Annotated in this window: 19 protein-coding genes; 13 read left to right on the top strand and 6 right to left on the bottom strand. The window is 64.8% G+C overall.

What is annotated here, in order from left to right; all coding sequences use genetic code 11:
* Positions 1-33: 33 nt before the first annotated feature.
* From OC537_RS05005 to pspF, 4 genes are all read right to left on the bottom strand, one after another.
* Entirely contained in the window at positions 34-927 is an 894-nt protein-coding gene (locus OC537_RS05005; protein WP_005325348.1) for an ABC transporter permease subunit, read from the bottom strand.
* Between the two features lie 242 nt (positions 928-1,169).
* Positions 1,170-2,129, bottom strand: a complete 960-nt coding sequence (locus tag OC537_RS05010; protein ID WP_139746169.1) for an ABC transporter permease — start codon at positions 2,127-2,129, stop codon at positions 1,170-1,172.
* Positions 2,130-2,205: 76 nt separating this feature from the next.
* The gene (gene sapA / locus OC537_RS05015) at positions 2,206-3,801 is read right to left on the bottom strand and encodes an ABC transporter substrate-binding protein SapA (RefSeq protein WP_106886963.1); all 1,596 of its coding nucleotides are present in this window, start codon (positions 3,799-3,801) and stop codon (positions 2,206-2,208) included.
* Between the two features lie 259 nt (positions 3,802-4,060).
* Positions 4,061-5,104 (bottom strand): phage shock protein operon transcriptional activator, encoded by a 1,044-nt coding sequence (pspF, locus tag OC537_RS05020; RefSeq protein WP_262109956.1) that lies wholly within the window; start codon positions 5,102-5,104, stop codon positions 4,061-4,063.
* Between the two features lie 195 nt (positions 5,105-5,299).
* Between pspF and pspA the strand changes: the two genes are divergently transcribed.
* The 12 genes from pspA (at position 5,300) to hutW (ending at position 16,497) form a co-directional block, all read left to right on the top strand.
* On the top strand, positions 5,300-5,977 hold the full coding sequence (gene pspA / locus OC537_RS05025) for a phage shock protein PspA (protein ID WP_106886961.1): 678 nt from the start codon (positions 5,300-5,302) through the stop codon (positions 5,975-5,977).
* A 3-nt stretch (positions 5,978-5,980) separates the two neighbouring features.
* Entirely contained in the window at positions 5,981-6,217 is a 237-nt protein-coding gene (gene pspB / locus OC537_RS05030; RefSeq protein ID WP_106886960.1) for an envelope stress response membrane protein PspB, read from the top strand.
* 94 nt (positions 6,218-6,311) lie between these two features.
* The gene (pspC, locus tag OC537_RS05035; protein ID WP_106886959.1) at positions 6,312-6,713 is read left to right on the top strand and encodes an envelope stress response membrane protein PspC; all 402 of its coding nucleotides are present in this window, start codon (positions 6,312-6,314) and stop codon (positions 6,711-6,713) included.
* Positions 6,714-6,789: 76 nt separating this feature from the next.
* Positions 6,790-8,196, top strand: coding sequence for a YcjX family protein (locus tag OC537_RS05040; protein ID WP_262109961.1), 1,407 nt, complete (start codon positions 6,790-6,792; stop codon positions 8,194-8,196).
* Between the two features lie 30 nt (positions 8,197-8,226).
* The gene (locus OC537_RS05045; protein WP_262109963.1) at positions 8,227-9,258 is read left to right on the top strand and encodes a YcjF family protein; all 1,032 of its coding nucleotides are present in this window, start codon (positions 8,227-8,229) and stop codon (positions 9,256-9,258) included.
* A gap of 222 nt (positions 9,259-9,480) precedes the next feature.
* The gene (gene phhA, locus OC537_RS05050) at positions 9,481-10,275 is read left to right on the top strand and encodes a phenylalanine 4-monooxygenase (protein ID WP_262109965.1); all 795 of its coding nucleotides are present in this window, start codon (positions 9,481-9,483) and stop codon (positions 10,273-10,275) included.
* A gap of 40 nt (positions 10,276-10,315) precedes the next feature.
* On the top strand, positions 10,316-10,654 hold the full coding sequence (locus OC537_RS05055) for a 4a-hydroxytetrahydrobiopterin dehydratase (protein ID WP_168234970.1): 339 nt from the start codon (positions 10,316-10,318) through the stop codon (positions 10,652-10,654).
* A gap of 146 nt (positions 10,655-10,800) precedes the next feature.
* Positions 10,801-12,348, top strand: coding sequence for a transcriptional regulator TyrR (tyrR, locus tag OC537_RS05060; RefSeq protein ID WP_262109969.1), 1,548 nt, complete (start codon positions 10,801-10,803; stop codon positions 12,346-12,348).
* Between the two features lie 195 nt (positions 12,349-12,543).
* Positions 12,544-13,092, top strand: a complete 549-nt coding sequence (locus OC537_RS05065; RefSeq protein WP_163149018.1) for a YfiR family protein — start codon at positions 12,544-12,546, stop codon at positions 13,090-13,092.
* Positions 13,089-14,336, top strand: coding sequence for a diguanylate cyclase domain-containing protein (locus OC537_RS05070; protein ID WP_262109973.1), 1,248 nt, complete (start codon positions 13,089-13,091; stop codon positions 14,334-14,336). Before OC537_RS05065 ends, OC537_RS05070 begins: the two co-directional genes overlap by 4 nt.
* Positions 14,337-14,370: 34 nt before the next feature.
* The gene (locus tag OC537_RS05075) at positions 14,371-14,859 is read left to right on the top strand and encodes an OmpA family protein (RefSeq protein ID WP_106887963.1); all 489 of its coding nucleotides are present in this window, start codon (positions 14,371-14,373) and stop codon (positions 14,857-14,859) included.
* Positions 14,860-15,123: 264 nt separating this feature from the next.
* Positions 15,124-16,497, top strand: coding sequence for a heme anaerobic degradation radical SAM methyltransferase ChuW/HutW (gene hutW / locus OC537_RS05080; protein WP_262109977.1), 1,374 nt, complete (start codon positions 15,124-15,126; stop codon positions 16,495-16,497).
* Positions 16,498-16,555: 58 nt separating this feature from the next.
* Here hutW and xseA read toward each other — a convergent pair whose 3' ends face one another.
* Both xseA and OC537_RS05090 read right to left on the bottom strand, forming a co-directional pair.
* Positions 16,556-17,920, bottom strand: a complete 1,365-nt coding sequence (xseA, locus tag OC537_RS05085) for an exodeoxyribonuclease VII large subunit (protein ID WP_262109979.1) — start codon at positions 17,918-17,920, stop codon at positions 16,556-16,558.
* 153 nt (positions 17,921-18,073) lie between these two features.
* Complete coding sequence (locus tag OC537_RS05090) at positions 18,074-18,988, bottom strand: DMT family transporter (protein ID WP_262109981.1); 915 nt, start codon at positions 18,986-18,988, stop codon at positions 18,074-18,076.
* Between the two features lie 55 nt (positions 18,989-19,043).
* On the opposite strand from OC537_RS05090, the gene OC537_RS05095 reads away from it, so the two are divergent.
* Complete coding sequence (locus tag OC537_RS05095) at positions 19,044-19,166, top strand: hypothetical protein (protein WP_262109983.1); 123 nt, start codon at positions 19,044-19,046, stop codon at positions 19,164-19,166.
* Positions 19,167-19,221 lie beyond the last annotated feature (55 nt).

Genomic DNA, 19,221 nt, shown 5'->3' on the forward strand with positions numbered 1-19,221 from the left:
TGCCGTCCTTGATGGTATAGAGCCGCAGTATCATCAATCGTTCCCCTCTTTGAGCGCTTCGCGGATCCCTTCGCCCACCAGGTTAGTCACCAGCACGCTGAACAAAATGGCCATGCCCGGCAGGGTCACTGTCCAGGGGGCCAGATAGATGAGATCGCTCGAATCCGCCAGCATGGCGCCCCACTCCGGCTGGGGAGACTGGGCACCGAGGCCGAGAAAGCCCACCGCCGAGATATCCAGGATGGCGGCAGAGAGGGTCCGGGTAGTCTGAGTCACCAGGGTTTCCACTATGTTCGGCAGTATGGCGAGGCGCATGATCCGCAAGGGGGGCGAACCGTCGAGGCGGCTCGCGATGATGTACTCCTTCTGCATCTCGGCGTGGACGGCGTTGTAGGTCGCCCGGATGAAGGGCGGGATCAGCGCCAGCGTGATGGCGATCAGGGTGTTGAACAGCCCTGGCCCCAGGATGGCGACCACTATGATGGCCAGCAGCAGGGAGGGGATGGAGAGCAGGGTATCGAGCAGGTGATGGAGCACGCTCGACTTCACCCCCTTGCTCATGCCGCCCAGGATGCCGATGGCGGAGCCGACGAGGAGCGCTATCACCACCACCAGCAAGGCGTTGCCGAAGGTGAGGCGGGCCCCCACCACGAGACGGGAGAGGATGTCGCGGCCCAGATCGTCGGTGCCGAGGAAGTAGTCTATGTTCCCCGTGCTGGCCCAGGAGGGGGCCAGCAGCAGGCGGCCGCTGTGCTGATCATCGATGCCGTAGGGCACCACCAGGGGGCCCACCAGGGTGATGAGCAGCAGCAGGCCGAAGCACCAGAGCCCCCCCATGGCCAGCGGATTGCGGCGGTAGGAGGCCCAGGTCTGCTCCAGGGGGGAGAGGATCTTGAGCTCCGGATAGATGTTCGATTTATCGTGCATGATGCAGGCTCCAGCCCTGGCCATGAGCGGGGTCAGTCTTGTTTTGCATGGTGTTCTTTACGCCGTGCCGGATACAGCATGAAGGCGGTGAGCAGCGCGAGGCCGACATGCTGGCGTGCGTGCCGCTGTGGGCGTACTCAGTCTTGTTTTGCATAGAGTTCTTTGCGCCGTGCCGGATACAGCATGAAGGCGGTGAGCAGCGCGAGGCCGACATGCTGGCGTGTGTGCCGCTGTGGGCATACTCAGTCTTGTTTTGCATAGAGTTCTTTGCGCCGTGCCGGATACATTATGGTGGTCAGCAACTCGGTGCTGACGCTGATGAAGATGACGAAGCTGGCCACCACCAGGAAGGCGCCGCGGATGGCGGCATAGTCCTGCAGCGCTATGCTGCTCACCAGCCAGCGGCCGATCCCGGGCCAGTCGAACACTACCTCGGTGATCATGGCGGAGGTGAGCACGCTGCCGAGTTGCAGGCCGAGCAGGGGCAGCACGGGGGGCAGGGCATTCTTGAGGCCGTGGCGCCAGACGATCTGGCGGCGGGAGAGGCCACGGCTGGCGGCGGCCTTGATGTAGTTCTGCTTCATCACGTCGATGAGGGAGCTGCGCACGTGGCGGATCACCTCTGTGGTGGGTACCACGGCCAGCACCAGGGACGGCAGCACCAGGTGGCGCAGGGCGTCATGGAGTGCCGCCTCGCGCCAGGGCTCCTGGCTCATCAGCACGTCGACGATGGCGATCCCCGTGATGGAGGGAACGTCGTAGAGCAGGCTGATCTGACCGGAGGAGGGTAGCCAGCCGAGATCCAGGGAGAAGAACATCACCATCAGCAGCGCCAGCCAGAAGACGGGCACGGCGTAGCCGATGAGGCCGGCGGCCATGATGGAGAGATCCAGGCCGCGCCCCTGGTAGAGGGCCGCCAGGGTCCCGAGCGGGATCCCCACCAGCAGCGAGATGGCAAAGGCCGCGAGACAGAGGGTCAGGGTCGCCGGGAAGTAGTGACGGATCTCGTCCAGCACCGGCAGGCCGGAGACGCTGGAGAGGCCGAAATCTCCCTCGACGATGCGCTGCAGGAAGTCCGGGTAGCCATGCCAGAAGTCCAGCACCTGGCCGATGAGGCGAAACTCCAGCAGGTAGGCCCCCATGGTCAGCACCAGCAGGGTGATCACCAGCAATGTGATGCGACGCAGAATATAAAAAAACATGCTTATGCCTCCGCGCAGGGGTGCGTCGATGGGAAGGGAGGCCAGATGCCACCGATGGGATGGATGCCAGCCATGTTCACTCCCGATAGGCCTGGTTGAAGGTGGTGCCGCCAAAGGGCATGAGGGTCAGTCCCTGGATGTCACTGCGGCTCACCTGGGTGCGCAGGGCATGGGCCAGCGGGATGAGCGGCAGCTGTTCGTTGAGCAGCGACTGGGCATAGTAATAGTTGCGCAGGCGGAAGGCGAGTTGCGGTGTGGTCACCGCATCGTCCAGCAGCTGATCGAAGGCGGGGCTGCACCAGCGGCTGTAGTTGTTGCCCCGCTCGACGGCGGCGCAGCTCAGCAGCTGGCGGAAGAAGTTGTCCGGATCCGCGTTATCGGCGATCCAGCCGGAGAGCAGGCTGTCATATTGCCCGTGGGCGAGCCGGGTCTCGATGACCGGCCAGGCCTGCTGCACTATCTTGAGCTTCACCCCTATCTTGGCGAGATCGCTGCGCATCAGCTGGGCCGTCTTGAGACCGTCCGGGTTGTAGGGGCGGGCGCCGGGCTGCACCAGCACCTGCATCTCGAACCCTTGCGGGTAGCCGGCATCCCTGAGCAACTGACGGGCGAGCTTCAGATCGGGCTTGCGCTGGGTCAGGGAGGGGTTGTAGCCCCAGGAGAGCGGCGGCAGCAGGCTGGCGGCAGGCTGACCGGTCTCGAAATAGACCGCCTGCAGCAGGTTTTGCACGTTGATGGCACTGGCCAGCGCCTGGCGCACCTGCACCTTGTTGAAGGGGGCCTTGCGGGTATTGAGGGCGAGGAAGGCCACGTTCATGCCCGACTGCACCGACAGATTGAGGTGGGAGTCCTTGTCTATCACCGACAGCTGGCTGGCGGAGGGGGTGCTCATCACGTCGCACTCGCCGGTCAGCAGCTTGGCGAGCCGCTTGGACGACTTGGGGGTGATGTCGTAGATGAGCTGCTCAATCTTCGCCTCGCCGCCCCAGTAGCCGGGGTGGCGCAGGTAGCGCACGAACTCGTTGTGACGGTACTCCTTGAAGCTGAAGGGCCCTGTGCCTATGGGGCGGCTGTCGAGCAGCTCGGGGGTGCCAGCCTTGTCCATCTGCTCGCCATATTCGGCCGAGAGCACTATGGCGTAGTCGCTGGCCAGGGTCGCGAGGAAGGAGGCATCCGGCCGGTTCAGCTCGAACACCACCTCATGGGGGCCCTTCTTGTAGACCCGCTTGATGAGACTGCTCAGCCCCAGGCTGTGAAAATAGGGGTACTCGCCACCCGAGATGCTGTGGAAGGGGTGGTGCTCGTCCAGCAGGCGATGATAGGTAAAGAGCACGTCGTCGGCGTTGAAGTGGCGCGTCGGATTGAACCAGGGGGTGCGATGGAAGGTCACCCCCTTGCGCAGGGTCAGGGTATAGGAGAGGCCGTCCTCGCTGCTGCGCCAGTGGGTGGCCAGGCCCCCCTCGATGCTGAGGGTATTGGCATTGACCTCGAGCAGGCGATCGTAGAGCGGGCGGGCGCTGGCATCCAGGGTCGCCTCTGAATTGGCAAGCTGCGGGTTGAAGGATCTGGGCGCCCCATCGGCACAATAGATGAGCCCGGTCCTGGAGGCATCGTCTTGTTTCTGACAGCCGGTGACCAGTACCAGGAGGCCGAGCAGCAGTGGTGTGAGCATTCTCATGTTGGAACCATGTTTTCAGACAGAGTTGCCCGCCAGAGGGCGGGCGCGTTGCGGGATCCTGCCGGGCAGGGTGTCCCATCGGGGTGTGCAAACATCCCCCTCGTCAATTCCCTCGAGCAGCGGGTATTTGCCTGGCATGTCTCGACGGGGGTGATGGCAGAGGGTCAGTCGTTGTCCATGTTGCCATTGTTGTCATCCCCCTCGAGCAGCTGGTATTTGCACAGCATGCTTCGGAACGGGTGGTGGCAGAGGGTCAGTCGTTGTCCATGTTGCCATTGTTGTCATCCCCCTCGAGCAGCTGGTATTTGCGCAGCATGCCCCTGAACTGGTGGTAGCTCAGGGTCAGCAATTGGGCGGCTTTGCGCTGATTATACTGGGATTGCTGCATCGCTTGCTTGAGTAAATTAATCTCGTATTCCGCGACCGCCCCCTTGAGATCCAGTGGCAGGCTCATGGCCTGGGGGCCGCTTGCCGAGGTCGCCTCGCTGGCAACCGGGGACGGGCTGCCGGTACGGGGGCGCCAGGGGGAGTCGAAGGGGTTGATCACCAGCTCCGAGAGCGGCAACTGCGGATTGCCCTGACGGTAGAGGCTGCGCTCCACTACATTCTTGAGCTCCCGCACGTTGCCGGGCCAGGGGTAATCTTGCAGCAACTGGGTCGCCTTGCGGGAGAAGCCGGCAAACAGCGGATACCCCAGCTCCCGGGTCATGCTGTGGGCGAAGTGCTCAGCCAGCATCAATATGTCTTCTCGCCGCTCCCGCAGCGGGGGCAGGGTGATGACGTCGAAGGCCAGCCGGTCCAGCAGATCGTGACGAAACTGTCCCCGGGCCGCCAGCTGCGGCAGATCCTCGTTGGTGGCGCACACCAGGCGCACATCCACCTTGAGTGCCTTGGCGCCGCCCACCCGCTCGAATTCACCGTACTCTATGACCCGCAGCAGCTTCTCCTGCACCCGGGCGCTGGTGGTGGCCAGCTCGTCGAGGAACAGGGTGCCGCCATCGGCCCGCTCGAAGCGACCCTGATGACGCTTGGCGGCGCCGGTGAAGGATCCCGCCTCGTGGCCGAACAGCTCGGTTTCCAGCAGGCTCTCGCTCAAGGTGGCGCAGTTGATGGTGACAAAGCTTTGATCCCAGCGATCCGAGAGATAATGTAGGCGGTGGGCAATGAGCTCCTTGCCGGTCCCCCGCTCGCCGATGATCAGCACGGGTTTGCGCAGAGGGGCGAGTCGCGAGGCCTGCTCGATGATCTCTAGAAACGCGTTGGACTCACCCAACAGACTTTCCGTGGCCGTGGTCATCCTGATCCCTGTTCGTTGAAAAATCTGGTTAATCTTACCAAAAGTTGGTTATTTTAATCATCTCTTGTTCCGGGCGTCTTGAAACTCATGGAGAGTGCCCATATAAATCAACAAGTTAATTATTGTTCCAGATTGGCACACAAGTTGCCATTGTCAATGGAGAAACAACCCAATGCCCATCACAGGAGTACAACCATGAGTATTTTTTCCCGCCTGGCCGACATCATCAATTCCAATCTGACGTCCCTGCTCGACAAGGCCGAGGATCCCCAGAAGATGGTGCGCCTGATCATCCAGGAGATGGAAGATGAACTGGTGAAGGAGCGCTCCAACCTGGCCCGCTTCCTCGCCAACCAGAAAGAGATCGGCCGTCAGGTCAGCCGCCATCAGGAGCGGGTGAACGAATGGCAGGCCAAGGCCGAGCTGGCCCTGACCAAGGGGCGCGAGGATCTGGCCCGTGCCGCCCTCATCGAGAAGAACAAGCAGAGCGAGCTTGCCGAGGCGCTCTATCGCGAGCAGCAGGCGGTGGACAGCGGCATCGACAAGCTGGGCGACGAGATCCGCCAGCTGGAAGCCAAGCTCGAAGACGCCCGTGCCCGCCAGAAGGCGATGGCCATTCGCAGCGAGGCCGCCAGCAGCCGTTTGAACGTGCAAAGCCAGGTGGCCCGTGGCGACAGCCAGGCCGTGGTCAGCAAGTTCGAGCGCATGGAGCGCCGCATCGACGAGATGGAAGCCCGCGCCGATCTCGGCCAGTCCGACAAGGCGCTCGCACAGCAGTTTGCCGAGCTGGAAGCGGACGATCAGATCAGCCGCGAGCTCGAGGCCATGCGCCAGAAGCTCGGCCAGAGCGACACCGCCTCGAAAGGAGAGTGATGAATGGAAGACATTCTTGGGATATTGGCGACGCCACTCATCGTCTTCATGGTCATAGTGGCCCCCATCTGGCTGGTGCTGCACTATCGCGCCAAGGGCCGGATCGGTGCGGGTCTCGCCGACAATGAGCGGGAGCAGTTGCAGGGCCTGCTGGTCCGAGCCGAGAAGATGCAGGAGAGAGTAGGGGCCCTGGAATCCATTCTGGATGCCGAGGTCCCCGGTTGGAGGAACAAGGTATGAATGCCATCTATGGCTGCCATGGCGTGAGGTCTGCGTCGGTCGGTACACAGGGTTTCATTGCGGATGCGGAAGTCTCCGGCTGGAGGAACAAGGTATGAGCGCCTCGAACAACTCTCGCAATCTCTACCGGGATCCCCAGAAGGGCAAGATAGCCGGCGTCTGCGCCGGTCTTGCCGACTACTTCGGGGTGGAGACCTGGATAGTGCGGCTGCTGGCCATCACAGGCCTCATCTTCGCCGGTTTCATCACCTTCACCGCCTACATAGCCGCCTGGTTCCTGCTCGACAAGAAGCCGGTCACCCTCTACGGGGAGCAGGAGGCGGATTTTGCCGAGGTGCGCATGAAGGCGCGCAGCTGGCAGGCGGGGGTCACCCCCCATCAGGCGCTCGGCCGCATCGCCCAGGAGCTCGACACGCTCGAGCCCAGACTGCAACGCATCGAGAAGCTGGTGACCTCCAAGGAGTTCACCCTGCAGCGCGAGTTCAGCAAGCTCTGAGTACCGCAAGGGCGCGGGGCCCTGGCCCCGGCCCTTATCCCCATGGTTCGGCTGTGACAGGAGAAAAAGACCCGCCTTGATACGCAACAAACTAGAGCAGAAGTGGTCTGTGCTGCAGCACAAGGCCTTTGAGGTGGTGAACCGGGCTCGGGATCGCCACATCCGGCTGGCGGTCACCGGCCTGTCCCGCAGCGGCAAGACCGCCTTCATCACGGCGTTGGTCAATCAGCTGGAGCACGCCGCCATCGACGGTCGTCTGCCCCTGTGGGATGCCCAGCGCCAGGGGCGGATCCTCGGCGCTCGCCGGGTTCCCCAGCAAAATGCCCACATTCCCACCTTCCCCTACGAGCGGGGCCTAGACGCCCTGTTCGGCGAGCCCCCTGCCTGGCCCGAGCCGACACGTGGGGTGGCCGAGGTGCGCCTGGAAATCCGCTACCGCACCCGCCACCCCTTGCGCCGGCACTTGGGGGAGATCTCCACCCTCTATGTGGATCTGGTGGACTACCCCGGCGAGTGGCTGCTGGACTTGCCGCTGCTGGATCTCGACTACGAGCAGTGGAGCGAGCAGGTGGCAAACCAGTTGCGTCGCCCCGAGCTGCAGGCCCTGGCCGCCGACTGGCTGACCCCCGGCTGGCAGGCCGAGCAAGCCTTCGAGGAGCGGCCGGCGAGCCAGCTGGCGGCGCGTTACACCGACTATCTGCACGCCTGCAAGCGCGAGCTGGGGCTGCACCTCATCCAGCCGGGCCGTTTCGTGCTGCCGGGGGAGTATGCCGGGGCGCCGCTGCTGCAATTCGTGCCCTGGGTCTGGGACAAACCGGCCCAGGAGCCCGCCGATGGCAGCCTCTACGCCACCTTCAAGCAGCGCTTCGAGCAGTACAAGCAGCACCTGGTGCAGGGCTTCTACGAGCAGCACTTCGCAGGCTTCGATCGCCAGATAGTGCTGGTGGACTGCCTGGCGCCCCTCAACGCCGGGGCCGCCAGCTTTGGCGACATGCAGCAGGCCATAGCCCGCATCATGGAGAGCTTCGCCTATGGCAAGAGCAACTGGTGGCGCCGCCTGTTCTCCCCGCGCATCGACAAGCTGTTGTTCGTGGCGAGCAAGGCCGATCACGTCACCCCGGAGCAGCATGGGCCCCTGGTCTCCCTGCTCCAGCATCTGGTGAGCAGCGGCCGGGGCCAGGCCCGCTTCGAGGGGATAGAGACCGAATGCCTGGCACTGGCCGCCATCAAGGCCACAGAGGTGGGCAAGGGGCAGGCCAATGGCCGCGAGTTCCCGGCCATCCGTGGCACCAGCCTGGCAGGGGAGCCGCTCTTGCTCTTCCCCGGGGAGGTACCGCCCCAGATCCCGCCTGCCCAGTGGTGGCAAAGCCAAGGTTTTGATTTTCAGGCATTTCGCCCCATGCCCATGAGCGCCCATCAGGCGCTGCCCCATATCCGGCTGGACGCGGCACTGGAGTTCTTGCTCGGGGATCACCTCGAATAACCGGCGCCGCACCAAGGAGCAGAGAACAAGATGAACGATCAGACAACACAGACGATGCCGCTGCAAGGCAAGGTGATCCTGGAGCCGACCCTGTCGGTGGCGAGCGAGGCGCCGCCCCCGGCCCCGGCCCAGCGGCTGGAAGAAGAGAGCTTCGAGCGCCTCGAGGAGCTCGATGAGTTCACCGAGGTGGCCCAAGCCCTGACGGTGCGGCCCCGTCGCCGCCATCGCTTCTTGGGCTGGGGGCTGGGGGCGGTCGGCCTGCTCTCCCTGGGCCAGTTTGGCGCCTTCCTCTACGACCAGTTTCTCACAACCCCGCTCTGGGGCGGTGCCTGGTTGCTGGCTTCTGGCCTGGTGGCGGTGGGCACGGCTGGCGTGGTCGGGCGCGAGTGGCTGCGGCTGCGCACCCTCAAGCGGCGCCAGGATGTGCGCTCCCGCGCGGAAGATCTGCTGGCCCATCAGGGGGTGGGGCAGGGGCAGGCGTTCTGCGAGGCCCTGGCCGAAAAGAGTGGCGACAAGGGGCGGGAGGGGTATCAGACCTGGCTCGGCCAGCTCGATGAGAGCCACAGCGATCGGGAGGTGCTGACCCTCTACAGCCAGCTGGTGCTTGGCGAGCGGGACAAGCTAGCCCAGGCCCGGGTCGCCAAATGGTCGGGGGAGGCCGCCGTGCTGGTGGCCCTGAGCCCGCTCGCCACTGTCGACATGATGCTGATGCTGTGGCGCAATCTGCGGATGATAGAGGACATCGCCGATGTCTACGCCATCGAGCTCGGCTACTGGAGCCGCATTCGCCTCATCCGCCAGGTGTTTCGCAACATGCTCTATGCCGGCGCCACCGAGCTGGTGACAGAGGTGGGCATGGATCTGCTGGGGGCCGAGCTCACCGCCAAGCTCTCCGCCCGCGCCGCGCAAGGGGTGGGGGCCGGCCTGCTCACCGCCCGCCTGGGGCTGCGCGCCATAGAGGCGTGCCGCCCGCTGCCCTGGTGTGCGGACGAGAAACCCAAGCTCGGTGAGCTGCGCAAGCGGCTTGTCGGCCAGCTGGCGGGCTATCTTCGCAAGTCATAGGGGCCATTCAAGGGCTGTGATCTCCCTGCCTGAGCCATCCCCCGGGCGGCTTGCCTCAACCACGGCAGCGCCCCGGGAAAGCATATCGAGATGTCACAAATTATTTACATCTGTGGCAGGCAGCCGACCTAGGGGTCGGCTGCTTTTTTGATGGGCAAGCCGTTACAGTGATCCTGAAGAGCAACGACAAGGGGCCTTTAGGGGCCGAAGATGGCAGGGATCATGGCAAGTAGCTACACAGCACACCAACCGGACGATCAGGGTTGCATCCACTACTCGGAGGAAGAGCAGGGGACCTGGCAGATCCTGATCGCGCGCCAGCTCGCGGCGCTCGAGGGCAAGGCCTGCGACGCATACCTGGCGGGGCTGGATAGGCTGGCACTGCCCCGGGATCGTATCCCGCAACTGGGGGAGATCAACGCCGCCCTGACCCCCACCACCGGCTGGTCGGTGGCCGCCGTGCCGGCGCTCATCTCCTTCGATCGCTTCTTTGCCCTGCTGGCGGATCGCCAGTTTCCGGTGGCTACCTTCATCCGCCGCCGGGACGAGCTCGACTATCTGCAAGAGCCCGACATCTTCCACGAGATCTTCGGCCACTGCGCCATGCTGACCAACCCCGCCTTCGCCCACTTCACCCACCTCTATGGCCAGCTCGGGCTGAACGCCAGCAAGGAGGAGCGGGTCTATCTGGCGCGGCTCTACTGGTTCACCGTGGAGTTTGGTCTGGTGCAGGAGGGGGAGGGGCTGCGCATCTACGGTGGCGGCATCCTCTCCTCCATCGGCGAGACCGCTTATGCCCTTTCCGGCAAGCCGGTGCTGCAACCCTTCGATCTGCTGGAGGTGCTGCGCACCCCTTATCGCATCGACATCATGCAGCCCGTCTATTTCGTGCTGCCGAGCCTGGATTGCCTCTACCGCCTGGGGCCGCAGCAAATCATGGCGGCGGTGGCGGAGGCCCGTCGCCTCGGCCTGCGTCCGCCCCGCTTTGCCCCGGCCTCTGGCCGGCAGGCGAGTTGAATCCGTTTCCAACCCATTCCATTGATGAAAGGAGTCCCGAATGTCTGAACTGGCAAACCAGCGGTGCGAAGCGTGCCGCGCCGATGCCCCCAGGGTGACCGAGCAGGAGCTGAGCGAGCTGATGCACGCCATCCCCGACTGGCAGCCCCTGGTGGTGAACGGCGAGCTGCAACTGAGGCGAGAATTTGCCTTTCGCAACTTCAAGGAGGCGCTGGCCTTCACCAACCGGTTGGGCGAGCTGGCGGAGGCCGAGTTCCACCACCCGGCGATCTTGCTCGAGTGGGGCAAGGTAACAGTGAGCTGGTGGACCCACAAGATAGGTGGATTGCATCGCAACGACTTCATCATGGCGGCACGCACGGACGAGCTGCTGAGCTGAGATCCTGCGCCTCTGCATCTCCATTGAGAGGGCCTGCCCGGTGAAAACGGGGCGGGCCCGCATTTTTATGGGGGAGCGCTCGCACTGGCGGGATCGAGTCTGTATCATCCGGCTATTCAGAATGTTAGCTAGGAAGTGTGTGCCGAATGCGTCTTGAAGTCAGCTGTGAAGACCGTCTGGGCCTGACCCGGGAACTGCTCGACCGACTGGTGGAGCACAACATCGATCTGCGCGGCATCGAAATCGATACCTCAGGCATCATCTATCTCAATTTCCCCGAGCTGGAGTTTCGCGATTTCCAGCATCTGATGCCGGAGATCCGCCGCATTCCCGGCGTCTATGACGTCAAGACCATCCCCTACATGCCCTCCGAGCGGGAGCACCACGAGATAGAGGCCCTGCTCAAGGCGCTGCCGGATCTGGTCTTCTCCCTCGACAGCAAGGGGCGGGTGACCCAGGCCAACCAGGCCGCCCTCACCACGCTGGCGCTGCCACCGGAAGAGGTGCGCGGGGTGGCGCTCGGCTCCCTGGTCAAGGGCTTCTCCTTCGCCCGCTGGCTGGAGGCGAGCGAGATCAAGCCCCAGACCTGCAAACTCAGCCTCGGCGGCGAGGAGTACCTCGGCGATCTGATGCCGCTGTTCGTGGCCGAAGAGAAGGGCAAACAGGCCCTGGCCGGCGCCGTTGTGGTGCTCAAATCCGCCCGCCGGGTCGGCATGCACTTCAGCGCGCTCCATGCGGTGGAAGTGGGGGGCTTCGAGCACCTGCAGGCCGAGAGCCAGAAGATGAAGGAGGTGCTGGCCCAGTCCGCCAAGCTCGCGATGCAGGATGCCCCCTTGCTCATCGTGGGGGAGACCGGCACCGGCAAGGAGTTGCTTGCCCGCGCCTGCCACGGCGCCAGCCTGAGATCCAGCCATCCCTTCATGGCGCTCAACTGCGCCGCCATGCCGGACAACGTGGCCGAGAGCGAGCTGTTTGGCTACGCCCCCGGCGCCTTTGGCAACAACACCGAAGGCAAGCGCGGCGTGCTGGAGCTGGCGAGCGGCGGCACCCTGATGCTGGACGAGATAGGCGACATGTCCCCCCATCTGCAGACCAAGTTCCTGCGGGTGCTGCAAGACGGCGTCTTCCGCCGGGTCGGGGACGAGCAGGAGGTGAGGGTCAATGTGCGCTTCATCTGTACCACCCAGAAGCAGTTGCTGGATCTGGTACACGAAGGCAAGTTCCGCGAAGATCTCTACTACCGCCTCAACGTGCTGAGTCTGGCGCTGCCCCCCCTGCGCGAGCGCAAGGCGGACATCATGGCCCTGGCCCAGCAGTTCGTCTCCCGCTTCGCGAGCGAGTTGCAGCGCCCACGCCCGCGCTTTACCCGCAACATGGCCGAGTACCTGACCGCCTACCGCTGGCCCGGCAACGTGCGCCAGCTGCGCAACTGCCTCTATCGGGCCATGACGTTGCTGGAAGGGGACGAAATAGGCCCCGAGCACGTGGACCTGCCGGTGGCGGCCGACGCCATGCCCCTTATCGACGAGTGGTTCGAGGGGGGGCTCGACGAGGCGGTGAAGCGCTTCGAGAGCCGGCTGCTGGAGCGGCTCTACCCGGCCTTCCCCTCTACCCGCCAGTTGGCCAAGCGGCTCGGGGTCTCCCACACCGCCATCGCCAACAAGCTGCGTGAATATGGGATTGGCAAAAAGTAACCCTGAAGGCGTGCCCCCGGGGCGCCCGTCCTGGTCTGTGGCGTTGCCCTCGCTGCGTCGGCCGCTGACGCAGCCGATGCCAGTACGGATAGGCAGCCGCTGGGCGGCTGATAAGCTCGGTGCGACTCCTCTCTGGCACTCCCTCCATGGGCGTCGGACCACCCAGGTACCGATGTGGGCATAAGCGCGGGCATCATGCAGTTTTTCTCCTCTTTTCGGATCCTGGCGTGGCTCACGCCCCTGTGCTGCCTCTGGGTGCTGACCTGCGAGGCGGCGCCGGCGACCTCGGCGGAAGTGCGCAGCGAGCTGGTGCGGCAAACCGTGCTCGATATCCTGAGCTACACCCGCTGGCCCAGCGAGCCTGCCAGGTTGCGGCTCTGCGTCGCCGCGCCCACGGAATATGCGGCGTCGCTGCTCACCATACGCCAGCAGGCCAATGGCCGCCCGGTCGATGTGCATCGCTACGAGGTCGACGACGAGGCGCTGATCCAGCGCTGCGATGTGATCTATCTGGGGGTGCTGGTCCCCGAGCAGCGGCTCTCCCTGTTCGAACGTCTGCGGGGGTACGCCATCCTCAGCATCAGCGAGCAGAGCCGCGAGTGCATCGCCGATGCGGTGTTCTGCCTGCAGGCCGGCAAAGAGAGGGTCCGTTTTCGGGTCAACCTGGATGCACTGGCCCGCAGCGGCGTGCGGGTACACCCGGCCGTGCTCAAGCTCGCCAGAGCGGATGAGGAGGCGCGATGAGCTTCAAGTATCACGCCGTCGCCCCGCGCCTCACCCTGCGCCAGAGTCTGGGGCGCACCCACATGATGATCTCCCTGACCGCCGTCTGCATGGCGGGCCTCTTCCTGACCATCACGGCGCTGCTGGCGCTGCGCCTCTATGCGGATCACAACCTCAAGCTGGTGGCACGGGCCATCAGTTACACCGCGGAAGCGGCCGTGGTGTTCGATGACAAGGATGCGGCCAAGGATGCCCTGGAGGCCATCACCTCCCGGGAGGACGTGGCCAGCGCCCGCATTCTGCTGCCCGGTGGTCAGGTGCTGGCGAGCTGGCGCCGGGACATTACGACCCCCTGGAGCAGTCTGGAGCAACATCTGGCCCATCTTATTCTGCCGGTACCTGTGGAGCAGCCCATAGTGCGGGAGAACAAGGAGATAGCCCAGGTTCACCTGGTCGGTCACGGCCAGCACCTGCTGCGCTTCCTGTTGCAGACCCTGATGGCTACCCTGCTGTGCCTGCTGCTCAGTATCCTGGGGGCGCTCTATGTGGCGCGCCGGATGCAGCGTTCCATCACGGCGCCCCTCAAGGCCCTGACCGAGGTCGCCTACAACGTCAGCCGCCAGCGCGCCCTCAAGCAACGGGTGCCGGCGGCCAACATCGCCGAGCTGCACGAGCTCGGGGAGGACTTCAATTCACTGCTCGACGAGCTGGAAGCCTGGCAGGCCCACCAGAAGCGGGAGAACGCCACCCTGCTGCACCAGGCAACCCATGATCCCCTCACTGGTCTGCCCAACCGGGCGCTGTTCGAGGCGCGGCTGGAGCAAGCCATCCTGGCTGGGCGCACCCGGCAGGAGCGCTTCGCCCTGCTCTATCTGGACTGTGATCGCTTCAAGCAGATCAATGACAACCTGGGCCATGCAATCGGTGACGAGGTGCTCATCACCCTGGCGCGGCGGGTGCAGCATCAGCTCAGGCCCATGGACCTGGTGTGTCGGCTGGGCGGGGATGAGTTTGTGGTCCTGCTCTTTCCGGTGCATCAGGGGAGTGAGGTGCAGGAGGTGATGATGCGGATCCAGCAGGCGATGAGCACCCCCGAGGTCTTGAGCGATGGCCGTCATCTGGGGGTCGGCATCAGCGTCGGCGCAGCCCTCTACCCCGAGCAGGGGGAGACGGCGGATGCCCTGTTGCAGGCCGCCGACGGTGCCATGTATGAATCCAAACGACAACGCAGGGAGGGACACAGAGACAACCAGACAACCACGTGAAATTGATATGGAAAATAATGAAAGGACCAGAATGATGACGTTTTTCAACCTGATGAGAGCAGGTCTGTTCGCACTCTTGCTCGGTGGGCTGGCGGCTTGCCAGAGCGCTCCCCAGGGCCTTACGCAGGCGCAGATCGCCGCACTCAAGGAGCAGGGGTTTCACCTGACCGACGAGGGCTGGACCCTGGATATCTCCAACAAGGTGCTCTTTGCCAACAACGTGGGGGCCCTCAATCCCGGCACCCGCCAGGTGGTGGAAGCCTTGGGCAGGGCCCTGATTGAGGTGGGGCTGAACCGGGCCCGGGTGGACGGTCACACCGACTCCAACGGCGAGGCGGCCTACAACGAGCAGCTCTCGTTGAAACGGGCCCAGTCCGTGGCCGAGGTGCTGGCGTCTGTGGGGATGCCCGCGGCCAACCTGGACATCCGTGGACGCGGTGAAGAGGCGCCGATCGCCGATAACGGCACCGCCGCCGGACGGGCGGAGAATCGCCGGGTCGCCATCATCATAGACAACGGCTGATCTGCCCAGCCCAGCGTCAGCGCCCTGATCCCGCCGCCGGGATCCTTCCTCTGGCCTGATCGCGTGTGTGCCACCACTCTCCCGCCGGAGAGTGGCTCTCTTCCTGCCACGCCTCCTGCATTATCTCGCTTTACATCGGCTCTCGCGCCCAGGCAGAGGGGGAGATGACGTCCTCTCAATGCCCCTGACTTGATCCAGCACAACACAGGGCTTAACTGATATTCGTTATCATTTGTATTATTTCCAGACGGTAACCTGCCAGTGATGACGCCACAGTTCACCCCGACCATGACGGGGCTCGCCACCCCGGAACCCCTGAAGTTCGCCTTCACCGCCAAGACCTCGGCCCATGCCAGCCGGGGCGGCGCAGGCCCCCTGACGCTGGACGCCGCCGGCTGGCAAGCCTGGTGGCAACGGCCGAGCGAGGCCCAGGAGCGGGCGCTCTATATCCATGTACCCTTCTGCCGCAAGCGCTGCAGCTTCTGCAACTTCTTCGAAAATGGCGCCAACCCGGCGCGCATGAGCCGCTATATGGCGGCCCTGTGTGACAGTCTGCACCGGGCCGCCGACTCTCCCTTTGGCCAGAGTCACCCCTTCTCGGCCGTCTATGTGGGGGGCGGCACCCCCACCGACATGGCGGCGGACGATCTGGCGCGCCTCGCCGAGGCTATCCGCCGTTTTCCGCTGATGGCCGATGCGGAGATAACCCTGGAGGGGCGGCTCAACGGCTTTGATGATGAGAAGTGGCAGACGGCTCTCGAGGGGGGTTTCAACCGCTTCTCGTTTGGGGTGCAGAGCTTCAACACAGAGGTGCGCCAGCAGGCGGCCCGTTTCGACGACAGGGAGACACTGCTCGCCCGGTTGGAGGAGCTGACCCGGGATGACGCCGCCGTCATAGTGGCGGATCTCATCTTCGGCCTGCCGGGGCAGGATGACGCCCTGTGGCGCCAGGACATCGCGGATGTGATGACCAGCGGCGTGCACGGGGTGGATCTCTATCAGCTCATCCCCATGCAGGGCACCAATCTGGATCGGGTGCAGGAGAAGGGCCGGCTCGGCTGGTCCGCCGATGGTCAGCAGCGGGCGACCATGTATGCCTATGGCGCCCGCACCCTGGAGCAGGGGGGCTGGCAACGGCTCTCCTGCAGCCACTGGCGGCGAAGCGAGGCCGAGCAGAGCCGCTACAACCAGATGGCCAAGCGCGGCGCCGAGATCCTCCCCTTCGGTGCGGGGGCGGGGGGCAGCATTCATGGCCACGGCCTCATGTATGGCCGGGATCTAGGGGCCTGGCACCAGGCGCTGGCCGCCGATCTGCGTGCCCCCGGCATGGTGATGAGGCCCAACCCCAACGCGTCCATGGACGGCTTGCTGCGCGGTGGCCTCGATACCGGCTGGCTTGCCCTCGGGCGCTTGCCATCCCCCTTGCGGGCGCATCTGTTGCCGCTCTTTGAGCGCTGGCAGCAGCATGGCCTGGCCGAGCTGACCGGGGAGGCACTGGCGCTGACCCTGGCGGGGCGCTTCTGGAACGTCAATCTGCAGGCGGGCTTGTTCGAATATCTGCAGTCAAATCCCCTGGGAGGGGAGGCGGCAACCCCCACCACTCATCCGGGCGGGGCCCGGCATCATTCGCGGGTGTAGCGGGCAGGGGCAAGACTAAGGAGGGAACGAAAGGGTGCCGCCTGACGCCCACCCTTAGTTATTGGTTGTGCACTTCCTCCACCCGCACCCGCAGCTCCCCCTCTGCGAGCATGGTGACCAGTTGCTGGCCCGGGCTCACCTGGGCGGCGCGGCTTATCACCTCGCCACTTGGCGTGCGGGTGATGGAGTAACCCCGCCCCAGGGTGGCCAGCGGGCTTATCCCGTCGAGCCGGGCACTCAACATGGCGAGGCGGTGGGCGGCCAGATCCTGGCGCTTGCTCATCAGGCTATGGAGCCGCTCCTCGGCCAGCTGGTGGCGGCGCTTGCCGGCGGCCAGCAGCGTTGAAGGGCTCCTGGCCTGCAGCCGCAGCTCGAGGTTCGCGAGGCGCCGCTCCCCCTGATGCAGGCGCAGATTGAGCAGTTGCTGCAGGCGGCCGGACAGCTCGTCCAGACGCTGGGACTGCTGCTCCAGCCGGCGCTTGGGATCCTGGTGATCGAGCCGCTTTTGCAGCAGTGCAAATTGGTGGCTGGCGGCGGTCTGGCGCCGGGAGATGGCCTGTACCAGACGCTGCTTGAGGTGAACCAGGCGCTGGGCGCGGGCGCTTCTGTCCGGTGCCACCAGCTCGGCGGCGGCGGAGGGGGTGGGGGCGCGCAAGTCGGCGGCGAAGTCGCTGATGGTGACGTCCACCTCGTGGCCCACGGCGCTCACCACCGGGATGGCGGAGTGGGCGATGGCGCGGGCCACCGCCTCCTCGTTGAAGCACCAGAGATCTTCGAGCGACCCGCCGCCGCGCCCGACGATGAGCACATCCACCTCGGCGCGGCGGTTGGCCAGGGCAATGGCAGAGACGATCTGGCCGATGGCGGCGCTGCCCTGCACCTGGGTCGGGTAGATGAAGACCGGCAGATCCGGGGCGCGGCGCCCCAGTACCGTCAGCATGTCGTGCAGGGCGGCGCCGGTGGCCGAGGTGACCAGCCCCACGGCGCGGGGTTCGCGGGGGAGCGGGCGCTTGCGGCCCTCGTCGAACAGCCCTTCGGCGTCGAGGCGGCGCTTGAGCTCCTCGAAGCGCAGGGCCAGCATGCCGTCCCCGGCGGGCTGCATGGATTCGATGATGAGCTGGTAGTCGCCGCGGGGTTCATAGAGGGAGACCCGCGCCTGCACCAGTACCTGCATGCCATCTTGCGGCCGGAACGGCACCCGGCGGTTGTTGCCCTTGAACATGGCGCAGCGCACCTGGGCCGAGATGTCTTTCAAGGAGAAGTACCAGTGGCCCGAGCTTGGCATCGCCAGGTTGGAGAGCTCCCCCGTCAGCCACACCAGCCCCAGATCCTGCTCCAGTATCATGCGCACGGCGCTGTTGAGGCGGGTGACGGTGAAGATCTGCTGTTGCCTGCTCTGGCTGGATTCGTCGAGGTGGTTCAAGGCTGGCCCTGCTGCTGTGTCCGCCGGAGCGGGGAGAAAACGATGGGGCACATCTTACCCCAGTTCAGTCCATCCGCCGAGTCCGTGTCTATGGCAGCAGCGGTCCAGTCTGCCTGTGCTATCTGCCGAGCCACGGGGCCCGGCAGATAGCGTTCAGCCCTGTGGCTGCGCCTTGGCCGGTTTGGTGGCCCTGCTCGGGCTCACCACCAGCCAGACCGCGAGACAGACGATGGCGCCGCCCGCCACGAAACCGCCGGTGAGGGTTTCGCCCAGCACCAGATAGCCCCACAGGATGCCAAAGGGCGGGATCAGGAAGGTGACCGTCAGGGAGCGCAGGGGCCCGATATCGGCGATCAGCCTGAAGTAGATCAGATAGGCGAGGGCGGTGCAGATGAAGCCGACCGCCAGCACGCTGGCCCACACCTCGGGGAGGGCCCAGTTGACGGCGGGGCCTGTCACCAGGGTGTAACCGAAGAAGGGGAGCAGGAAGAGGCAGGCACCGAGCTGGCTGCCAAAGGCCACCAGCTTGGCATCGAGGCCGCCCCGCTCGCTGATCCAGCGCCGGGTCAGGAAACCGGCACAGCCATAGCAGGCGGTGGCGATGAGGCAGGCCAGCACGCCGGTGACGAGATTGCCGGTCAGGCTCACCTCCCCCGTGGTGGTGATGAGGGCTATGCCCATCAGCCCCAGCATGACGCCGCTCCACTTGCGCAAGGTCAGCGTCTCGTTGAAGAAGGAGAAGCCGATGAGGGCCCCCATCAGCGGGGTGGTGGCGTTCAGGATGGCCGAGTAGCCGGCGGGCAGCCAGAGAGCAGCGATGGCGTACATCAGGAAGGGCACGCCCGAGTTGATGATGCCGAGCACCATGATGGATTTGAGCTTGCCCTGGAACTGCATGGGGGTGCGCAGCAGCAACAGCATGGCGGCGAGCCCGACCAGGGCGAAGAAGACCCGCAGGAAGGTGGTGTTGACCGAGCCAAAGGCGGGCGCCGCTATGCGCATGAACAGGAAGCTGGCGCCCCAGATGGCCGCCAGCACCAGCAGCCGCACGTAATCCGATGTTCTCATCTCCACTCCCTTGGATGCTCGTCCTGCCCGACATGAGAAGGAGAGGCTCTGCATCATGGCGGCAAGCTCCCCGAATGGCAACGGCAGCCTGAGCTTCCAGGTGCCCGCCTACTCGGCACGAGTCTGGGTGCTGAACGGCCCCGGTAAGGTGGGGGCAGACGGCAAGTACCTCAAATAAGGGGCGCCTGTGATGGTGTGCAGCGAGTCGGCCTTGGGGCCGACTTTTTTATGGC

This window comes from Aeromonas sp. Marseille-Q5825, assembly GCF_946892685.1.
GTDB lineage: Bacteria > Pseudomonadota > Gammaproteobacteria > Enterobacterales > Aeromonadaceae > Aeromonas > Aeromonas rivipollensis.

Coding starts and splice junctions, on each gene's coding strand:
- OC537_RS05005 (WP_005325348.1), bottom strand. CDS start 927: ATGCACGATAAATCGAACATCTATCCGGAGCTCAAGATCCTCTCCCCC.
- OC537_RS05010 (WP_139746169.1), bottom strand. CDS start 2,129: ATGTTTTTTTATATTCTGCGTCGCATCACATTGCTGGTGATCACCCTG.
- sapA (WP_106886963.1), bottom strand. CDS start 3,801: ATGCTCACACCACTGCTGCTCGGCCTCCTGGTACTGGTCACCGGCTGT.
- pspF (WP_262109956.1), bottom strand. CDS start 5,104: ATGACCACGGCCACGGAAAGTCTGTTGGGTGAGTCCAACGCGTTTCTA.
- pspA (WP_106886961.1), top strand. CDS start 5,300: ATGAGTATTTTTTCCCGCCTGGCCGACATCATCAATTCCAATCTGACG.
- pspB (WP_106886960.1), top strand. CDS start 5,981: ATGGAAGACATTCTTGGGATATTGGCGACGCCACTCATCGTCTTCATG.
- pspC (WP_106886959.1), top strand. CDS start 6,312: ATGAGCGCCTCGAACAACTCTCGCAATCTCTACCGGGATCCCCAGAAG.
- OC537_RS05045 (WP_262109963.1), top strand. CDS start 8,227: ATGAACGATCAGACAACACAGACGATGCCGCTGCAAGGCAAGGTGATC.
- phhA (WP_262109965.1), top strand. CDS start 9,481: ATGGCAAGTAGCTACACAGCACACCAACCGGACGATCAGGGTTGCATC.
- OC537_RS05055 (WP_168234970.1), top strand. CDS start 10,316: ATGTCTGAACTGGCAAACCAGCGGTGCGAAGCGTGCCGCGCCGATGCC.
- tyrR (WP_262109969.1), top strand. CDS start 10,801: ATGCGTCTTGAAGTCAGCTGTGAAGACCGTCTGGGCCTGACCCGGGAA.
- OC537_RS05065 (WP_163149018.1), top strand. CDS start 12,544: ATGCAGTTTTTCTCCTCTTTTCGGATCCTGGCGTGGCTCACGCCCCTG.
- OC537_RS05070 (WP_262109973.1), top strand. CDS start 13,089: ATGAGCTTCAAGTATCACGCCGTCGCCCCGCGCCTCACCCTGCGCCAG.
- OC537_RS05075 (WP_106887963.1), top strand. CDS start 14,371: ATGACGTTTTTCAACCTGATGAGAGCAGGTCTGTTCGCACTCTTGCTC.
- hutW (WP_262109977.1), top strand. CDS start 15,124: ATGACGCCACAGTTCACCCCGACCATGACGGGGCTCGCCACCCCGGAA.
- OC537_RS05090 (WP_262109981.1), bottom strand. CDS start 18,988: ATGAGAACATCGGATTACGTGCGGCTGCTGGTGCTGGCGGCCATCTGG.
- OC537_RS05095 (WP_262109983.1), top strand. CDS start 19,044: ATGGCGGCAAGCTCCCCGAATGGCAACGGCAGCCTGAGCTTCCAGGTG.